The 17,415-nt window shown below is 62.1% G+C and carries 21 protein-coding genes; 11 read left to right on the plus strand and 10 right to left on the minus strand.

Going from position 1 to position 17,415, the window contains the following annotated elements:
• Positions 1-42 precede the first annotated feature (42 nt).
• The 6 genes from sufB (at position 43) to CAQUA_RS05485 (ending at position 5,839) form a co-directional block, all read left to right on the plus strand.
• Positions 43-1,488, plus strand: coding sequence for a Fe-S cluster assembly protein SufB (gene sufB, locus CAQUA_RS05460; protein WP_269208572.1), 1,446 nt, complete (start codon positions 43-45; stop codon positions 1,486-1,488).
• A 3-nt stretch (positions 1,489-1,491) separates the two neighbouring features.
• Positions 1,492-2,673 (plus strand): Fe-S cluster assembly protein SufD, encoded by a 1,182-nt coding sequence (gene sufD / locus CAQUA_RS05465; protein ID WP_196824165.1) that lies wholly within the window; start codon positions 1,492-1,494, stop codon positions 2,671-2,673.
• Positions 2,674-2,726: 53 nt separating this feature from the next.
• Positions 2,727-3,485 (plus strand): Fe-S cluster assembly ATPase SufC, encoded by a 759-nt coding sequence (sufC, locus tag CAQUA_RS05470; protein WP_196824164.1) that lies wholly within the window; start codon positions 2,727-2,729, stop codon positions 3,483-3,485.
• Positions 3,486-3,508: 23 nt separating this feature from the next.
• Positions 3,509-4,771, plus strand: coding sequence for a cysteine desulfurase (locus CAQUA_RS05475; RefSeq protein WP_196824163.1), 1,263 nt, complete (start codon positions 3,509-3,511; stop codon positions 4,769-4,771).
• Positions 4,772-4,864: 93 nt separating this feature from the next.
• Positions 4,865-5,320: a Fe-S cluster assembly sulfur transfer protein SufU gene (gene sufU / locus CAQUA_RS05480; RefSeq protein ID WP_196824162.1), complete on the plus strand. Its 456-nt coding sequence runs from the start codon at positions 4,865-4,867 to the stop codon at positions 5,318-5,320.
• Positions 5,321-5,353: 33 nt separating this feature from the next.
• A complete protein-coding gene (locus tag CAQUA_RS05485; RefSeq protein ID WP_196824161.1) occupies positions 5,354-5,839 on the plus strand; it encodes a metal-sulfur cluster assembly factor in 486 nt (161 codons plus the stop codon).
• Here CAQUA_RS05485 and CAQUA_RS05490 read toward each other — a convergent pair.
• Entirely contained in the window at positions 5,836-6,516 is a 681-nt protein-coding gene (locus tag CAQUA_RS05490) for a hypothetical protein (protein ID WP_196824160.1), read from the minus strand. The two genes, CAQUA_RS05485 and CAQUA_RS05490, sit on opposite strands and share 4 nt — an antisense overlap.
• 233 nt (positions 6,517-6,749) lie before the next feature.
• On the opposite strand from CAQUA_RS05490, the gene CAQUA_RS05495 reads away from it, so the two are divergent.
• Entirely contained in the window at positions 6,750-8,378 is a 1,629-nt protein-coding gene (locus CAQUA_RS05495; RefSeq protein ID WP_196824159.1) for an ABC-F family ATP-binding cassette domain-containing protein, read from the plus strand.
• Between the two features lie 50 nt (positions 8,379-8,428).
• Here the strand turns inward: CAQUA_RS05495 and CAQUA_RS05500 are convergent, their stop codons facing one another.
• Together CAQUA_RS05500 and CAQUA_RS05505 are read right to left on the minus strand one after the other, a co-directional pair.
• Positions 8,429-9,064, minus strand: coding sequence for a DUF6891 domain-containing protein (locus CAQUA_RS05500; protein WP_196824158.1), 636 nt, complete (start codon positions 9,062-9,064; stop codon positions 8,429-8,431).
• 70 nt (positions 9,065-9,134) lie between these two features.
• Complete coding sequence (locus CAQUA_RS05505) at positions 9,135-9,359, minus strand: hypothetical protein (RefSeq protein WP_196824157.1); 225 nt, start codon at positions 9,357-9,359, stop codon at positions 9,135-9,137.
• On the opposite strand from CAQUA_RS05505, the gene CAQUA_RS05510 reads away from it, so the two are divergent.
• Positions 9,340-10,635 (plus strand): purple acid phosphatase family protein, encoded by a 1,296-nt coding sequence (locus tag CAQUA_RS05510; protein ID WP_196824156.1) that lies wholly within the window; start codon positions 9,340-9,342, stop codon positions 10,633-10,635. The two genes, CAQUA_RS05505 and CAQUA_RS05510, sit on opposite strands and share 20 nt — an antisense overlap.
• Here the strand turns inward: CAQUA_RS05510 and CAQUA_RS05515 are convergent.
• Positions 10,632-11,372: a glutamine amidotransferase gene (locus CAQUA_RS05515; protein WP_196824155.1), complete on the minus strand. Its 741-nt coding sequence runs from the start codon at positions 11,370-11,372 to the stop codon at positions 10,632-10,634. The genes CAQUA_RS05510 and CAQUA_RS05515 overlap by 4 nt on opposite strands.
• 71 nt (positions 11,373-11,443) lie before the next feature.
• On the opposite strand from CAQUA_RS05515, the gene CAQUA_RS05520 reads away from it, so the two are divergent.
• Genes CAQUA_RS05520 through CAQUA_RS05530 form a run of 3 tightly spaced genes read left to right on the plus strand, consistent with a single transcriptional unit; the run spans position 11,444 to position 12,878 of the window.
• The gene (locus CAQUA_RS05520) at positions 11,444-11,677 is read left to right on the plus strand and encodes a PLDc N-terminal domain-containing protein (RefSeq protein ID WP_196824154.1); all 234 of its coding nucleotides are present in this window, start codon (positions 11,444-11,446) and stop codon (positions 11,675-11,677) included.
• A 5-nt stretch (positions 11,678-11,682) separates the two neighbouring features.
• Complete coding sequence (locus CAQUA_RS05525) at positions 11,683-12,336, plus strand: NAD(P)H-binding protein (RefSeq protein ID WP_196824153.1); 654 nt, start codon at positions 11,683-11,685, stop codon at positions 12,334-12,336.
• 5 nt (positions 12,337-12,341) lie between these two features.
• Positions 12,342-12,878: a DUF421 domain-containing protein gene (locus CAQUA_RS05530; protein WP_196824152.1), complete on the plus strand. Its 537-nt coding sequence runs from the start codon at positions 12,342-12,344 to the stop codon at positions 12,876-12,878.
• 4 nt (positions 12,879-12,882) lie between these two features.
• On the opposite strand, the gene CAQUA_RS05535 is transcribed toward CAQUA_RS05530, so the two are convergent.
• The 6 genes from CAQUA_RS05535 to CAQUA_RS05560 all read right to left on the minus strand — a co-directional run bounded on the left by CAQUA_RS05535 (position 12,883) and on the right by CAQUA_RS05560 (position 17,321).
• Positions 12,883-13,446 (minus strand): glutamine amidotransferase-related protein, encoded by a 564-nt coding sequence (locus CAQUA_RS05535; protein WP_435383919.1) that lies wholly within the window; start codon positions 13,444-13,446, stop codon positions 12,883-12,885.
• A gap of 112 nt (positions 13,447-13,558) precedes the next feature.
• Positions 13,559-14,149 carry a hypothetical protein gene (locus CAQUA_RS05540; protein ID WP_196824151.1) on the minus strand — a complete coding sequence of 197 codons (591 nt, stop codon included), beginning with the start codon at positions 14,147-14,149 and terminating at the stop codon, positions 13,559-13,561.
• Positions 14,133-14,786 (minus strand): MerR family transcriptional regulator, encoded by a 654-nt coding sequence (locus CAQUA_RS05545; RefSeq protein WP_196824150.1) that lies wholly within the window; start codon positions 14,784-14,786, stop codon positions 14,133-14,135. The genes CAQUA_RS05540 and CAQUA_RS05545 overlap by 17 nt, the downstream gene beginning before the upstream one ends.
• 40 nt (positions 14,787-14,826) lie before the next feature.
• Positions 14,827-16,197, minus strand: coding sequence for a PFL family protein (locus tag CAQUA_RS05550; protein ID WP_196824149.1), 1,371 nt, complete (start codon positions 16,195-16,197; stop codon positions 14,827-14,829).
• Between the two features lies 1 nt (position 16,198).
• A complete protein-coding gene (locus CAQUA_RS05555) occupies positions 16,199-16,468 on the minus strand; it encodes an ACT domain-containing protein (RefSeq protein ID WP_196824148.1) in 270 nt (89 codons plus the stop codon).
• Between the two features lie 112 nt (positions 16,469-16,580).
• Positions 16,581-17,321, minus strand: coding sequence for a glutamine amidotransferase-related protein (locus CAQUA_RS05560; RefSeq protein WP_196824147.1), 741 nt, complete (start codon positions 17,319-17,321; stop codon positions 16,581-16,583).
• Positions 17,322-17,415: the final 94 nt, after the last annotated feature.

Genomic DNA, 17,415 nt, shown 5'->3' on the forward strand with positions numbered 1-17,415 from the left:
CTAAGGGGCCCACATCCCAGAAGAAAGGAGCGCGCGAGTTTTATGACTGCCACGACTCCAGCGCCCGGCTTAGAACAGCCGATGAACGATGACGAAATTATTGCGTCGATGGGACCGTACAGCTACGGCTGGCACGATTCCGATGAGGCTGGTTCGATCGCCCAGCGTGGTTTGAGCGAGGAAGTTGTTCGCAACATCTCGGCTGCTAAGAATGAGCCGGAATGGATGCTGCAGCAGCGTCTGAAGGCTTTGGACATCTACAACAAGAAGCCGTTGCCGACCTGGGGCCCGGATCTGTCCGGCATTGACTTTGACCAGATCAAGTACTTCGTGCGTTCCACCGAATCCCAGGCCAACTCGTGGGATGATCTGCCCGAGGACATTAAGAACACCTACGACAAGCTGGGTATCCCGGAGGCCGAGAAGCAGCGCCTGGTTGCAGGTGTTGCTGCTCAGTACGAATCCGAGGTTGTCTACCACAAGATCCGCGAGGACCTGGAAGAGCAGGGCGTTATCTTCGTGGACACCGACACCGGTTTGCGCGAGTACCCGGAGCTGTTCAAGGAGTACTTCGGCTCCGTCGTCCCTGCTGGTGACAACAAGTTCTCCGCACTGAACGCGGCTGTGTGGTCCGGCGGCTCTTTCATCTACGTCCCGAAGGGCGTCAACGTGGAGATCCCGCTGCAGGCGTACTTCCGCATTAACACGGAGAACATGGGTCAGTTCGAGCGCACCCTCATCGTCGTCGATGAGGACGCCTACTGCCACTACGTTGAGGGCTGCACCGCGCCGATCTACAAGTCGGACTCCCTGCACGCCGCCGTGGTTGAGATCATCGTGAAGAAGGGCGCTCGCTGCCGTTACACCACGATCCAGAACTGGTCCACCAACGTCTACAACCTGGTCACCCAGCGTGCCCGCGCCGAAGAAGGTGCCACGATGGAGTGGGTTGACGGCAACATCGGATCCAAGGTCAACATGAAGTACCCGGCCGTGTGGATGACCGGCCCCTACGCCAAGGGCGAGGTTCTGTCGGCTCAGTTCTGTGGCGAGGGCCAGACCCAGGACACCGGCGCAAAGGTTGTTCACATGGCGCCGAACACGTCTTCCAACATCGTGTCCAAGTCCGTCTCCCGCAACGGTGGCCGCGCAGCTTACCGTGGTCTGGTGCAGGTCAACGCGAACGCGAAGAACTCCACCTCCAACATTGAGTGTGACGCCCTGCTGGTGGACAACATCTCCCGTACGGACACCTACCCGTACAACGACATCCGCAATGACCACGTCACGCTGGGCCACGAGGCCAAGGTGTCCAAGGTCAGCGAAGAGCAGCTGTTCTACCTGATGTCGCGCGGTATCTCCGAAGAAGACGCGATGGCGATGATCGTCCGCGGCTTCATCGAGCCGATCGCGAAGGAACTACCGATGGAGTACGCGCTCGAACTTAACCGCCTCATTGAGCTGCAGATGGAAGGATCGGTGGGCTAAACAGTGTCCGACGAAATTCAGGTAAAGGAGCGCGTGGGCAACGCGACGTTCCACGACAACAAGGGTGACCTTTTCGCGTCCTACGACGTCAACGACTTCGAGGTTCCCCAAGGTCGCGATGAAATCTGGCGCTTCGTTTCTCTGCGCCGCCTGCGCGGTCTTCACAACGGGACGTTCGCTCCGCAAGCGGACGCGATCGTCGATGTCGAGGCACCCGCTGGGGTGACCGTTGAGCAGGTCACTCCCGATGACGAGCGTTTGAAGGCAACCACCGCTCCCGTCGACCGCATCGCCGCCCAGGCGTGGACGTCCATGCCGCACGCAACCGTCGTTAGCGTTCCCGCAAACGCTGAGTTGACTGAGCCGATCGTGATCACCACGACTGGTGCTGGCCTTGACGTCACGACCTTCTCCGGCATCCACGTTGAGGTGGGCCAAGGCGCTAACGCTACCGTCATCGTGCAGTACACCGGCTCCGGAACCCACGCGGATAACGTCAACTTCGTTATCGGCGACAACGCTCACGTCAATGTCGTCGTCGACGGCGAGTGGGCCAGCGACGCCGTTCACGTCGGTGCCCAAAGCATCGTCGTCGGCCGCGACGCGGTTCTGCGCCACACCGTTGCTACCTTCGGTGGTGAGCTCGTGCGCAACACCCCGCGCGTGAAGTACGCGGGCTCCGGCGGTGACGTGGAGCTGACCGGTGTTTACTATGCCGACGACGGCCAGTACATCGAGAACCGTCTGCTCGTGGACCACAACCACCCGTACTGCCGCTCGAACGTCTTGTACAAGGGCGCACTCCAGGGCGATGTGACATCCAAGCTCCCTGATGCACGCACGTGCTGGGTCGGCGACGTTCTGATCCGCTCCAACGCTTCCGGCACCGAGACCTACGAGGCGAACCGCAACATCGTTCTTACCGACGGCGCACGCGCCGACGCGATCCCGAACCTCGAGATCGAAACCGGCGACATCCCGGGCGCAGGCCACGCCGCAACCGTTGGTCGTTTCGACGAAGAGCAGCTGTTCTACCTCAAATCCCGTGGTATCCCCGATGGCGAAGCACGCCGCCTCATCGTCCGCGGCTTCTTCAACGAGGTGCTTAACCGCATCCCGATCGAATCCGTCCGCGACGAACTCATCGCCCGCGTGACCGGTGAGCTTGAAAACGTCGAGCTCTAAACACGTACCCCGCCAGCACACAATTCCTTTTTTAGAGACAGAAAGATTCTTTGATGTCCACTCTTGAAATCAAGAACCTCCACGCCTCGGTCCTTCCACTCGAAGAGGGCCAGGACCCGACCCCGATCCTCAAGGGCGTCAACCTGACCATTAACTCCGGTGAGACCCACGCGATCATGGGCCCGAACGGCTCCGGCAAGTCCACCCTCGCCTACACCCTGGCCGGCCACCCCAGCTACGAGGTGACCGACGGCGAGGTGCTTCTCGACGGCGAGAACATCCTCGAGCTCGAGGTTGACGAGCGCGCTCGCGCTGGTCTCTTCCTGGCTATGCAGTATCCGGTTGAGGTCCCTGGCGTTTCCTCCTCCAACTTCATGCGTTCTGCTGTGACCGCTGTTCGCGGCGAGGCACCGAAGCTGCGTGACTGGGTCAAGGAGCTCAACACCGCACGCGACGACCTGAAGATCGATCCGTCGTTTAGCGAGCGCGCAGTGAACGAAGGCTTCTCCGGTGGTGAGAAGAAGCGCCACGAGGTCATGCAGCTATCTCTGCTGAAGCCGAAGTTCGCAGTGATGGATGAGACCGACTCTGGCCTGGACGTCGACGCTCTGCGCGTCGTTTCCGAAGGCGTTAACCGCTACCAGGAAGAAACCAACGGCGGCATCCTCATGATTACGCACTACCAGCGCATCTTGAACTACGTTCGCCCGGATCACGTCCACATCTTCGCCGACGGCGTAATCAAGCACTCCGGCGGTTTCGAGCTCGCCGAGAAGCTCGAGGCAGAGGGCTACGAGGCGTTCGTCAACTAATCAGCAAATATGACGAGGTAAAGATGAGCGAATATCTACACTCCGACGGCACGCTGAACACCGACGCGATCCGCGCGGAGTTTCCGATCCTGTCACGCACCGTGCGCGGCGGGACGCCGCTCGTCTACCTAGACTCCGGCGCCACCAGCCAGCGCCCCGAGAAGGTGTGGCGGGCAGAGGAACACTTCGTGTTGCACACGAACGCCCCAGTCCACCGTGGTGCATATGAACTCGCCGAGGAAGCGACGGACGCCTACGAATCCGCGCGCGAGAAAATCGCCGCGTTCGTCGGGGCGAAAGGCGAGGAGATCGCTTTCACCAAGAACGCGACGGAGGGCTTGAACCTCGTCGCCTACGTGCTTGGCGACGATCGGGCAGGGGCGCACCAGATCACTGAACGCGACACGATCGTCATCACTGAGCTGGAGCACCACGCAAACCTGGTTCCGTGGCAGGAGCTTGCCCGCCGCACCGGGGCAACGTTGCAGTGGTACAAGGTTACCGAGGACGGTCGGATTGACCTCGATTCCCTCGAGCTTGATGAGAGCGTCAAGGTGGTTGCTTTTACCCACCAGTCAAACGTCACCGGTGCTATCGCTGATGTTAAAGAGATCGTGCGTCGAGCACAGGCAGTTGGCGCGATGACCGTGCTTGACGCGTGCCAATCGGTTCCGCACCAGCCCGTGGATCTGCACGATCTCGGCGTCGATTTCGCGGCATTCTCCGGCCACAAGATGTGTGGGCCCAACGGAGTAGGCCTGGTGTACGGCAGGGGAGAGCTGCTCAACGAGCTTCCGCCGTTTCTCACTGGTGGATCGATGATCGAAATCGTGAAGATGGATGGCTCCACCTTCGCCCCGGCCCCGCAGCGTTTCGAAGCCGGAACGCAGATGACCAGCCAGGTCGTGGGTCTGGGCGCAGCCGTTGATTTCCTCAACTCCGTCGGCATGGAGAACATCTTCAGCCACGAGCACGTCCTCACCGCCCGCGCACTTGAGCGCCTCTCGGCAATCGACGGCGTGACCATCTACGGTCCCACGTCGAACGAGGCCCGCGGCGGTGCCGTGTCGTTCGCCGTCAATGGGATCCACCCGCACGACCTAGGTCAGGTATTGGACTCCCGCGGCGTGTGTATTCGAGTAGGGCACCACTGCGCGTGGCCAGTGCACCGCTCGCTGTGCGTCCAGGCCAGCGCGCGCGCCAGCTTCTACCTGTACAACACGGTCGAGGAAATCGACGCTCTCGGCGACGCCGTCGAGTACGCGAAGCAATTCTTCGGGGTCTAATAGTCGTAAGGTTGAGCGCTCCACGTGCGTAGTGGGGGCGCTTCCTTACGGTATTAGCGCACCCTAACCCACAAAGCGTATGGTGGGTACACGATGAACCTAGAATCCATGTACCAGGAAGTGATCCTGGACCACTACAAGAATCCACAGCACGCTGGCCTCCGTGAGCCGTTTGAGGCTGAGGTGCACCACGTGAATCCGTCCTGCGGCGATGAGCTCACTCTTCGCGTTCACTTGTCCGAGGACGGCCAAACCGTTGAGGACATCTCTTACGATGCGGTGGGATGCTCGATCAGCCAGGCGTCGACAAGCGTGCTCACTGAAGAAGTGATTGGCAAACCCCTCGACGAAGCGATGATGAAGCTCGGCGAATTCGAGCACATGATTACCTCTAAGGGTGAAGTTGAAGGCGATGCCGACGTGATCGGCGACGGCGTCGCATTCGCTGGCGTTGCCAAGTTCCCCGCCCGCGTGAAGTGCGCGCTTCTCGGCTGGAAAGCCTTCGAAGCCGCGACAAACGACGCTATCGAAGCCCGCGACGAAGCTTAATTAGGCCCACCAAGGCCAAAGGAGAATCTGATTATGACTACCCCCAACGCAACGCCCGACGGTTCTACTACCGCTGGCGAAGCCTTCGCCCAAACCGCCGCGGATGAGCAATCCGCATCCAATTTCGGCGCCGTGGGCGAGCGCCCCTCGCAGACCGAGGCCCAGGAGGCACTCGCCGCGGATGTTGCGGAGTACCTCCACGATGTGATTGACCCCGAGCTTGGCATCAACGTCGTTGACCTAGGTCTCGTCTACGACATCTGGATCGAGGAGTGCACGGTCCCCGCAACCGACACCGACGCCGAGCGCACCGGTAACCGAGCTGTGATCAACATGACCTTGACGTCCCCCGCGTGCCCGCTCACCGACGTGATCGAGGAACAGTGCGAGGACGCCGCGGTGGGCACCGGCACCGTTGACGCAATCACGCTCAACTGGGTGTGGATGCCACCGTGGACCCCCCAGATGATCACCGAGGACGGCCGCGAACAGCTGCGCGCCCTCGGGTTCTCGATCTAGCCGAACACTGCAGCCGAGCAGATCTTGCCCGGGCGGTGGACAACCGCCGTGCCAGCACGGGTGATGTCCTTGTACAAAATGCGGTCGGTGATGCTTCCCTCGCGTACGTGCTGCTCCAAGGTTTTCTCGGGGTACTCGTCGATGTAGCCGCTCTCGGAGACCCAAGGCCTGCCGGTGTAGCAGTTGTAGATGATCAGCGTGTTGTTGTGGTAGCCCTTCAGGCTATCGCCCCTGGGGTTGATGTATCCGGAGTTTGCTTGTTCTGTAGCGTAACGGTGCGCCATTTGGTCAAGCTTCGGGTCACGTTTGTACGGGGCATTCGAGTATCGGCCGGTACTCAGATCCTCACGGTCCAATCTAGTCCTGCTCTGCTGTAGGGCTGCAAAGAGTGAGTTGGCATCGGTCTTCGGTCCTACCTTCTTAGGCGCGGGCTTCGGCAACGGCGGGAGGATACGGCTAACCACCGGATCAAGAATCGGCTTCAGCTGGGGGAACGCCGTGATCAGCTGGGTGTACGGAGCCCAAAGGGAACGAAGGAACTTATCAATCTCGTTCTGAATCTGGGTTGTGATCTGGTTGACGCTTGGCACCACGGGCTGTGCTTCCACAGGAGCAGGAGCCAGCGGCACGCTGATGGCTGCGGCGAGAGCAACTGCCGCTACGCGCTTCGAGTTCATGTAAACCCCATCCTTGGGTAGTAGGTGTGTCCGCGCCCAGAGTGGTGCGCTTAGCTTGAAATTAGCCATTCTTAGTTGCAGCTCCAAGCAAACTGGGGGTTCTACCTCTAAACCCTGAACTATAGCTGTGGAACATATAAAGGACTGTGAGCAATGGGCGCTTCTTCGTGCGCAGCAACAGCGTCGAGGCGCACGCTGGGGGTGGTTTGACGGTGGAGGTACACTAACCGTTTGTGATTGTGACCAATGACCTTGAAGTCCGCGTCGGCGCGCGTACGCTGCTTAACGCACCGGGCCAGCACCTCCGCGTGCAGGCTGGCGACCGGATTGGTCTTGTTGGTCGCAACGGTGCGGGCAAGACGACGACGATGAGGATCTTGTCGGGGGAGACTGAACCGTATGGTGGGTCGGTGACGCGTTCGGGGGAGATTGGCTACCTTCCGCAGGATTCGCGCGAAGGAAACATTGAACAGACGGCTCGTGATCGTGTGCTTTCTGCGCGTGGGCTTGATCAGATTCGCAGCTCCATGGACCGCCAGCAGGAGATCATGGAGATCTCCGATGGCTCCAAGCGCGACGCTGCGATCCGCAAGTACTCCCGCCTAGAGGAGCGCTTTCAGGCCCTCGGCGGCTACGAGGCCGATGCAGAAGCGGCGCAGATCTGCGATAACCTCGGCCTCCCGTCGCGCATTCTCGACCAGCCGCTGAAAACACTGTCAGGGGGTCAGCGCCGTCGCGTCGAGCTCGCGCAGATTCTCTTCGCAGCTAACGCGGGGGCGGGTAAGTCCACCACCACGCTGCTTCTCGACGAACCTACCAACCACCTCGACGCCGACTCCATCACCTGGCTGCGCGACTTCCTGTCCAAGCACGACGGCGGGTTGATCATGATCTCCCACGACGTGGAGCTTCTCGACCAGGTCTGCAACAAGATCTGGTTCTTGGACGCCGTGCGCGCTGAAGCCGACGTCTACAACATGGGCTTTTCCAAGTACAAGGATGCCCGTGCAGAAGACGAGGCCCGCCGCCGCCGCGAGCGCGCGAACGCGGAGAAGAAAGCAAGCGCATTGCAGAAGCAGGCCGCCAAACTTGGCGCAAAGGCCACGAAAGCTGCGGCCGCCAAGCAGATGCTCGCCCGCGCTGACCGAATGATGAACGAACTCGATGAGGTCCGGGTCGCGGACAAGGTGGCGTCGATTAGCTTCCCGGAGCCCGCGCCGTGCGGAAAGACTCCGCTGTTTGGCAAAGGCTTGACCAAGATGTACGGCTCGCTGGAGGTCTTCGCGGGCGTTGACTTGGCCATTGACAAGGGCTCGCGCGTGGTCGTCCTGGGCACCAACGGCGCGGGCAAAACAACGCTGCTGAAACTCCTCGCCGGGGTCGAGCGCACCGACGGCGAAGGCGGGCTTGTCACCGGCCACGGCCTCAAACTCGGTTACTTCGCCCAGGAGCACGACACGATCGACCCCGACAAGTCCGTGTGGGAGAACACGATCCAGGCGTGCCCCGACGCCGGCCAGCAGGACCTGCGCGGCTTGCTCGGCGCGTTCATGTTCAGCGGCGACAAGCTCGAACAACCCGCAGGCACACTGTCGGGCGGTGAAAAGACGCGCCTCTCGCTCGCCACGCTCGTCTCATCGCGCGCGAACGTGCTGCTTCTCGACGAACCGACCAACAACCTGGATCCCCAGTCCCGCGAGCAGGTCCTCGACGCGCTGAAGACCTACACGGGCGCCGTCGTGCTGGTCACCCACGACCCCGGCGCGGTCAAGGCGCTAGAACCCGAACGCGTGATCATCATGCCCGAGGGCGATGAGGACATCTGGAGCGACGACTACATGGAGATCGTCGAACTCGCCTAGGCACGTAGTCTCTGGGCCCGAGTTTGGGGCCCAGTTTCTAGCCCCAGTACTTAGTCTTCCTTGACCGGCACTTCCCAGCGAAGGTTCTGAAGCCTAATCCGCTGATCCAGAGTTCCATCCCACTCCGGGACGAAGCCGCATTCGGTGAGGGTCTCGAACACCTGGCGGCCAATCGCCACTGCAGCGTCCTCATCCTCCGCATCGATGCCGAAGTAACCGATGTAGAGTTCGCCCGATTCAATGAGGCGCGCGACGTCCTGCATGTGGCAGTAGGCGTACCCGTTGTAGCCGAGTTCTTCCGCGCGCTCGGCGCCCTCGACGGCACCCTCGTGCGCATCGAAGCCTTCGTTGAAGGAAAACGCGATGCTGCGCTCGCCCAGTTCCCTTTCAAAGAGCTCGAGGCGGAGCGCATCTTCGGACGGCTTGGTTACTACGCGGCGGTACTCGGCCACCACTTCGTCGATAACCGCCTGCAGGTCGTCGGGCTTGGGCTCATCGCCGCGCATGGCTTCCCACTCGTCTTCGATCTCAAACTCGTCTTCAAAAGCGTAGGCAACCTCAGACAGTGGGGTGCCCATCGCAAGCTGAAGGCAGATATCGTTTTCAAGCTTCTCCGCTTCCGGGTAGCTGGTGGACGGCGGGAACTTGCTGGTGAACATGGCGTGTGAAACAGCGTTATCAGTCATGCCAGCAGTATAAAACGCAGTCGCCTGACCCTGCCGGGTGCTTTCCGCAGGCACAACCGTGCAATTCGGGTTAGGCTTCGAACGTGACTGAGTCCTCGTTTTCGCGGCGTAGTTTCTTCAAGGCATCAGCGTTGGCCGGTGCTTCGGTGACGATGGGAGCTGCGGTTGCACATGCGCAATCCAGTTCGTCGTCGGTGCGGCGGCCAAATAGGCCGTCGTCAAGCTTGTACCCCGCGGATCTGCACATCGTGACCTTGACCGAAGAATCGGTGACTTTGTCGTGGACTTCGTACACCCACGCGCACCTGCCGTATTTCATTGAGCAGGTGCCGGTGCCGACGGATTCGGAGGTCTACATTCGTCTGGCTGATGCGCCGCGTAGCGCGCTGACCCAGGTGCACTATGACCCGACGCCGCGCACGTATCACCAGGTCACCATCGACGGGCTGGAGCCGGGGCGGTCGTACTACTTTGAGGCGCGCAGCGATGGCGTTCGCGCGGTACCGAACTTGATCAGCACGTCAATCATTGACCCCATGACGCGTGACGGCGTGTTCACAACGCTGACGCCGCCGCCGGGGGAGTACGTGCAAACGGTGGTGGTGCTCAATGACACGCACGTGGGGCTGGGCGAGCACCTCGTGAAGGGCACTGGGGAGACGCCGTACAGCTACTTCGTGCTGGAAGACTCGTTGAAAGAGATCGCGGCGCTTGCGCCGTCGGCGGTGGTGATCAACGGCGATGTCACCTCTGAGGGACGCCCGCATGAGCTGCGCGTCGCACGCAGGCTTCTCGACGCCTACGGTAAAGAAAAACAGGACTACTTCTTAACCCGCGGCAACCACGACCGCCCACACCGCGGCAGTGAGGACCCGCGGGCGAACTATGAATCGGGCACGGTTCTTGCGCCGGAACTCGCACGGGGCACAGCGGAGACAAGCTCGGCGAAGTATGCGGCGGATCCGTTCTACGACAACGTGAACGACTTCTTTGACCTGCCGTACCAGCAGATGTGGGCAACGCGGAAGGGAAATCTGCGCCTCATCGGCCTTGATTCTGCGGACGCGAACAATCCCGCTGGCGGCACGATGCACGACGAGCAGCTCGCCGCGTTCGAAGCCGAGTTGCAGTCAGATCCTCACCTTCCCACGATCTGTTTCACGCACCACCCGCTGACGCGCCAGCAAGCGCTCACGGCCTTTGGTTCGCGGCCGTTCCTGTTGGACAAGCGCAGCGCTACGCGCGTTGAGGAGCTCGAGGCGGCAGTGCCGGGGGTCTTCGCCCACTACAGCGGCCACACGCACCGCGGGCGGCGGAGCAAAGGCCACATCGCGACGAACGTCGATTTCATCGAGGCGCCAGCTTCCGGCGAGTACCCCGACACGTACACCGTTGTGAAGTTCTACACCGGCGGTTTCACGCAGACTACACACCGCCCCGACACGGAGCGCGTCCGCGGCCGCATGGTCCCGGAGCGCTGGTCGTCGCACGGCGTCTTGCCAGAGGGCACGCTGTATCGCACCGACCACCGCAACTTTACGGTTGTGCGGGATCTCTCCGCACTTGCTTAACGACGGTACCGATCAGCGAAGTTCTTCAAAATCAAGTTGTTAGCCGTGTAGTCGCCGTCGTAGGAGTGCGCGATCTGGCTCTCAAACGTTTCGTGCGAGGTGTAGCCCAAGTGCGCGTACAACCGCAGGCGGAACTCCAAGGTTTCTGCGCGCAGCTCGGGGTGGAACTGGGTGGCATAGACGTTTTGTCCAACACGGAACATCTGGATCGGGCAGGCCTCACCGGTGGCGAGAATGGTGATGCGGGGATCGTCGGGAAGCGTGTGCAGCGCTTCTTTGTGGCCCACGATGGTGTCAAACTTGTGCGAGACGCCCTCGAACAGCGGGTCGTCAACGCCGTCGTCAGTGACAGTGATCTGGACCATTCCGGCTTCCTCCGCGTAGTCGTCGCTAACGCGTGCCCCAATCGCCGTGCCGATCGCGCCGATGCCGTAGCAGGCTCCCATGACGGGGAAGTCGCGGTCAATGGCCTCGGCGATCAACGTGCCGATTTCACGCTCCACCCGCAGCTGCAGCGGCGACTTCATCAACTCAAGGTTGTTGAAGGGACTCCCGCCGAGCAGGATGCCCGAGTAGTCGTCCAAGTTGATCCGCCCCAGGGGTTCTTGCTCCAAGCGATGCTGTTCGATCGCGCCTTTGGGAACCTGCATCGCACGGGTGAAGCTATCAAGCTCTTCGCTGGCCGCAGCATCTTCGGGGCGCGTACTCAGCAGGAGAAACGGGTAGGGCGTAGTCACCTGTGTCAATCTAGTCGGGATCAAGCGCGCGACCTAAATCGCCCGCCACAAAAAAGCGTAGAATCTAGGACATGAATCCGATTAAGTCATTCCGCGATATTTGGAAGTCCCTCAACTCGAAGCAGAAGACCACCGCAGGTGTCTTCGGCGCCATCGACCTCGCAGCCAAAGGCTTCGCTCTGCGCGATCTCGCCCGCACCGACTCGAAGAAGATCCGCGGGCCGAAGTGGCTGTGGAGCACCATCATCGGTGTAGTCAACACATTCGGCTGGCTGGCCTACTTCCTCATCGGCAAAAAGCGCTAAGCCTCATGGCTCCCGACTTTACTGAGCAGGACGCCAGATACGTCCTCGTGATCGGCGCAGGCGGAAAGGTGAGCGCGCACAGCGTCCCCAAACTCGTCGACGCAGGGCACAAGGTCGCAGGTCTCGTGCGCAACCCAGAGCACGCACGCTCGCTTATCGACGATCGAGCAACAGCCATCGTCCGCGACATCACTGACATGGACGAAGAGGATTGGGCCCGGTTGATCACGCCGTTCGACACGGTGGTGTGGTCGGCGGGCGCTGGCGGGGGAGACCCGGAGCGTACCTATAAGGTCGACAGGGACGCGGCGATGACGCTGCTTGACGCCATGGAGGAGCTCGGGGAGTTCGCGCCGAAACTGGTCATGGTGTCCTTTGCCGGGGCTTCCACTGCGGTCGCAGACGATGACGGGAGCAGCTGGTATGCGTACGTGGAGGCGAAAAAGGCCGTCGATAAGCGATTGCTTGCGTCGGAGCTTGACTACGTGATCCTGGGGCCGACGCGGTTGACCGATGAACCCGCGGGCGGCATGAACGTTCTCGGCGAGGAGCGGCCGGCGGATTCCACCACCTCGCGCGAGCTCGTTGCCAACATCATCGTTGAGGCCGTGGATCTTGGCGGGTTGTCGCCGAACCCCTTCGAATTTGAGGACGCCTAAAGCGGGTGGAGAACATCTTTTACAACGACTGGTCCACCATCGGTGTCACCGCAGCCAAGGGTGTGCTGATCTACATCGCATTGATCGCGATGCTGCGCATCAGCGGTAAGCGCTCACTGTCGAAGTTCAACATCTTCGATTTCGTGATCACCATCGCCATCGGATCTATTTTCGCGTCCACCCTGACCAGTAACGACGTGAAGCTGGCTCAGGCCGTCACCGCGATTGTCGTGCTTCTGGGCGGGCAATACTTGATTTCTAAACTGGCCTTGCGCTCTGAGTCCTTCGAGAAGTTGGTGAAGTCCGATCCAGCGTTGCTCTTCTACTCCGGCGAATTCAACGATGAGACGATGAAGAACGAGCGAGTGACGAGGCGAGAGGTGCTGCAAGCGGTGAGCGGCAGCGGTTCGTCGTGCATGGACGACGTGGCGGCGGTCATCTTGGAGACGGACGGCACGATTTCGGTGATCGGCGCTGCGGACGGCGCCGCCCCGAGGAGGAACGAGCTTTTCGATTCCGTGAAGCGGAACCCAGAAGCCTAACCCGCTAACGCCGGTAACGCCGAGCGAAATTGGCCAGAATCTGATTGTTGGCGGAGTAGTCGTAGTCGTAAGCCTTGGCGATCTGGGTCTCGAATGTCTCATGCGACGTGTAGCCCAGGTGCGCGTACAGGCGCAGGCGGAATTCCAGCGCCTCGGCGGTGAGCTCCGGGTGGAACTGCGTGGCGTAGACGTTCTTACCGACTCGGAACATCTGGGTCGGGCAAGCGTCACCGGTGACGAGGACGGACACGCGGGGGTCCTCGGGAAGTGCGGCGAGCGCCTCTTTGTGCCCGACACGCGTGTCGAATGTCGGGGGCGTTGCGCCCAAAACGGCATCCTCGGCCTCAGCGCGGGAGACCGTGATCGGGCCCGCCTCCTCGGCGTGCTCGTCCGACAACGTCGCACCGATGACCGTCCTGATTGCCCCAATGCCGTAGCACGCGCCCATTACAGGGAAGTCCCGGTCGATGCATTCGGCGATGAGAGTGCCGATCTCGCGCTCGACACGCAGCTGCAAGGGCGACTTACGTAGTTCCAGGTTATTGAACGGGCTGCCGCCCAACAGCACGCCCGAATACTCCTCGAGGTCGACGCGGCCGAGTTCGGCGCGCTCGAGGCGCCGTCATCGGCGCTGTGAACACGATTGGCTGGCTGAGCTACTTCATCGTGGGCAAGAAGTACTAACTTCCGCCGGCATAGAAGCGGACGCGGCGCACCGGCTGCGTCCGTTTTTTCTGCCAGGGGTAGGTGTCTTCGGCGGCGTCGATAGGCTCAAGGAGCGTTAGCAGCGTGTCGGTGCCTGCCGGTCCGCCAAGGGTGAGCTCGTTGTCGCCCACCACCGTTTCGGACGTGTGGTTGCGCGACTGCGTCTGTGAGGCGATGATGTCCCGCGGGATTTCTGCGAATACTTTCCGGCCGCGGCGCAGCACCAGCGTTTTGTCGTCGCTGTAGGAGGGGCGGATGCGTTCGCTGGCGATGAGCGCCCAGATGAACACAATGCCCCACACCGACAGCAGCAGCGCGACGATCCGGAGCGCACCGTCGGGCAGCATCAGGTGGACGACGACGAGTTCGACGAGGAGCACCACGGTGAACATCGCGACTAACTGGAGCCGACCGGGCTGGTGCGGGAATGCGTGGGCGCCGTCGGGGACGAGCGTGGTGCCGCGCACCCACCTCACGAGGTCCCGGTAAAGGTTCCATTCGTACTGTGCTGCCCGCACGCCAGGGTGCCGGCGCGCGAGCGCCCAGACCTTACGCACGGAACTCACCGGCGAGCTTCTCTAGGGCTGTTTGCTGCGCAGCCTGCCACCCAGTATCCGCCGCGGTCAGCGGCAGATCCCCCGGCACGAGCGTGTCAGCGACGCCGCGCATGAGTCCGCGCGGCACAAGCTCCACAAGCTTGTCGACGTCCCCCGCCTCCCACGCCCGCGCGAACTCCCCCGTCGCAGCGACGCAGGCTGGGTCCGCGAGATTGTTGCGCAGCGTCGCCCATGTCGCGGGCGTGGCCACTCCCGCCAAAGCCATGAGGTCGAAGCTCTCGATCTCGCCGCGGGTGATATCTGTGTCGCCGAGCACCTCGACGAAGGTTGTGCGCAGATCGTCCGGCATCCCCAGTGGTGACTCCCGCAGCGCCACCAACCGGTTGCGTTGGCGGGTGAGGTGGGCGAGCTGGGCGTCGATAAGCTCGAGCGACCTGTCGATGGCGTCGGGGGAGTGTAGGTGGGAGAGGGGGACGCCGGCGTCGATAAGCGCGCGGGCGCGCAGCACCTCCGCAAGATCGCGCATCGAGTAGTCGCGGTAATTGCCCGGCGTGCGCGAAGGCTCCGGGACGGCGCCGGTTTCGTGCAGGTGGCGGATGGCGCGCACGGAACAGCCAGCGGCGCGGGCCACGTCGGAAATCTTCATGGCACCAGTGTGAACTATGACGCCGCGTGAGGGTCAAGCCCTAATTGCGGAAACCGTGGACCGGTGCGGGAATGAAACCGCCCCTTTCGACAAACGGCGCGCAGCTGACCTGGTTAACGGGGATGACGGGGGCGTAACCGAGCAGACCGCCGAAATTGACTTCGTCGCCAGGTTTCGTGCCTGGGACGGGGATGAGGCGGGCGGCGGTGGTTTTATGGTTCATGACGCCGATGGCCGCTTCGTCGGCGATCATGCCGGCGATGACCGCGGCGGGAGTGTCGCCGGGGATCGCGACCATGTCGAAGCCCACCGAGCAGATCGACGTCATCGCCTCGAGCTTGTCCAGGGTGATGGAGCCGGAGCGCACCGCGTCGATCATGCCTTGGTCCTCAGACACTGGGATGAAGGAGCCGGAGAGTCCGCCGACACGGGAGCAGGCCATCATGCCGCCTTTCTTGACGGCGTCGTTAAGCAGCGCGAGCGCGGCGGTCGTGCCGTGCGCGCCCACCTGATCCAGCCCCATGTGCTCGAGGATGTGCGCGACCGAGTCGCCGACTTCCGCAGTCGGTGCGAGCGAGAGGTCGACGATGCCGAAGGGCACCCCCAAGCGTTCCGACGCCAACGTCCCCACCAACTGGCCCGCCCGCGTGATCTTGAAAGCAGCTTTCTTGATTTCTTCAGCGACGTCGTTGAGGCTTTTGCCCGCAAGAGGCGTGATCGCGCGGTCCACCACGCCCGGGCCGGACACGCCGACCGACACGACGGTGTCCGGTTCCTCGATGCCGTGGAACGCGCCGGCCATGAACGGGTTGTCACCGACGGCGTTGGCGAAGACGACGAGCTTCGCGCAGGCTATCGACGACCGGTCCGCCGTCAGCTCCGCCGCTTCTTTCACCACCTCGCCCATCCGGCGCACGGCGTCCATGTTGATGCCCGCCCGCGACGAGGCGATGTTGACCGACCCGCACACAAAGCTTGTCTGTGCCAAGGCTTCCGGAATCGACGTGATCAACCGCTCGTCAGCTGCCGTGGCCCCCTTTTCCACCAGTGCTGAATACCCCCCTATAAAGTTGACCCCCAGCTCGGTTGCTGCGCGGTCGAGGGCGCGGGCGATGTCGGCGGGGTCGCCGTCGACACCTGCGGCGACAAGCGCGATAGGGGACACCGAGACGCGCTTGTTCACGATGGGGATGCCCAGCTCGCGCTCGATGCCTTCGCACACCTCGACGAGGCGGCCGGCGCGGGAGGTGACGCGGTCGTAGACGGCGTCGGCGGTCGCAGCCATAGTGGCGCGGGTGCAGCCGATGAGCGAGATGCCCATGGTGACGGTGCGGATGTCCAGGCGGTAGTCCTCGATCATCGTGATCACGTCGATGATGTTGGAGGCGCGAAAGTTCAGTTCGCTGGCCATGCTAGATCTCGTTCATCGCGGTGAACAGTGCTTCGGTTTGGACCCGGATGTCCACGCCGAGCCGCGCGCCCACCTCCGTGAGCGCCGCTTGCAGGGCCGCGATGTCAAAGCTGTCCGCTGGCAGCTCGACGCGCATGATCATGGTGAAGAATCGGTCCATGAGCGTCTGCGAGACGTCGACAATGTTCAACCCGTGCTCTGCGGCGGCCTGGGCGACGCCGGCGATGATGCCGGTGCGGTCGGGCCCGGTCGTGGTGATGATGGCGTGCATGCGCAACATGGTAGTCCCGCCTTGCGGTGGGGCCATGACTGCACCAGAAGAATTCACTCAGTTCGTGCTCTTGTCGCCGAACCCCTTCGAATTTGAGGACGCCTAAGGCGGGCTAGTGCGACAAGCAGTGCTGCGCGAAACGCTTGACAATCTCGTTGGAGGTCACCGTGTCCACGCTGGGAAGACCGGCGATGATGTCGTCGTAGTCTTCTTGTGGGAAGTATCCGTAGTCGTAGTAGAAATCCATGCGGGTTTTCATCGCGGCGGCATCCATTTCCGCGTGGAACTGGGTGGCCCACACACGGTCGCGGTAGCGGACGATCTGGACGGGGCAGGTGGGGCCGTCGGCAAGCAAGCTCAGCTTAGCGGGGAGCGTGCCGTCGGGGTTCTCCGTGTGACCGGTGAGCGCAGTGAAAAGCTTGGGCAGGCCGGCGAGCAAGGGGTCGTCGCTCGCGGCGTCAGTGAGACTCACGATGGTGGGGCCAGAGGCCTCAGGGTGGGAGTGACTGATCGTGCCGCCTAGGTGGTGGGTGAGCCAACTGATTCCGTAACAGACGAAGAAGACCGGGACCTCGCCCTCGATGATGTCGGCGAGGATGCCGTGGACGTGATTCTGCCACGGGCTGTACTCGGCGTTGGTGATGTTGAGCGAGCTGCCGCCAACGACGATGCCAGCGATTCCGTCGAGGCTGCCCAGCTCGTCGCTCTCGTCGGCGATCGTGCGCAGCTCGACGTCGTCTGTGGTCAAGCCAGTGGCGCGCAGGGTGTCGTGATACTCCGCGTGGGATACGGCCGGGCCAATTGGGCCGTTGCGCAGGGACAAAAAGAGCAGCTTCTGTGCGTGCTGAGTCATGGGGGATCAGTCTAACCGGTGGGTGCAGTCGGGCGGTTATCCACAGGGTGTGGAAAAGTTTGAGGGGGGTGTGTCGGGGTGGGAAGTAGCGTGC

Source organism: Corynebacterium aquatimens (assembly GCF_030408395.1).
GTDB lineage: Bacteria > Actinomycetota > Actinomycetes > Mycobacteriales > Mycobacteriaceae > Corynebacterium > Corynebacterium aquatimens.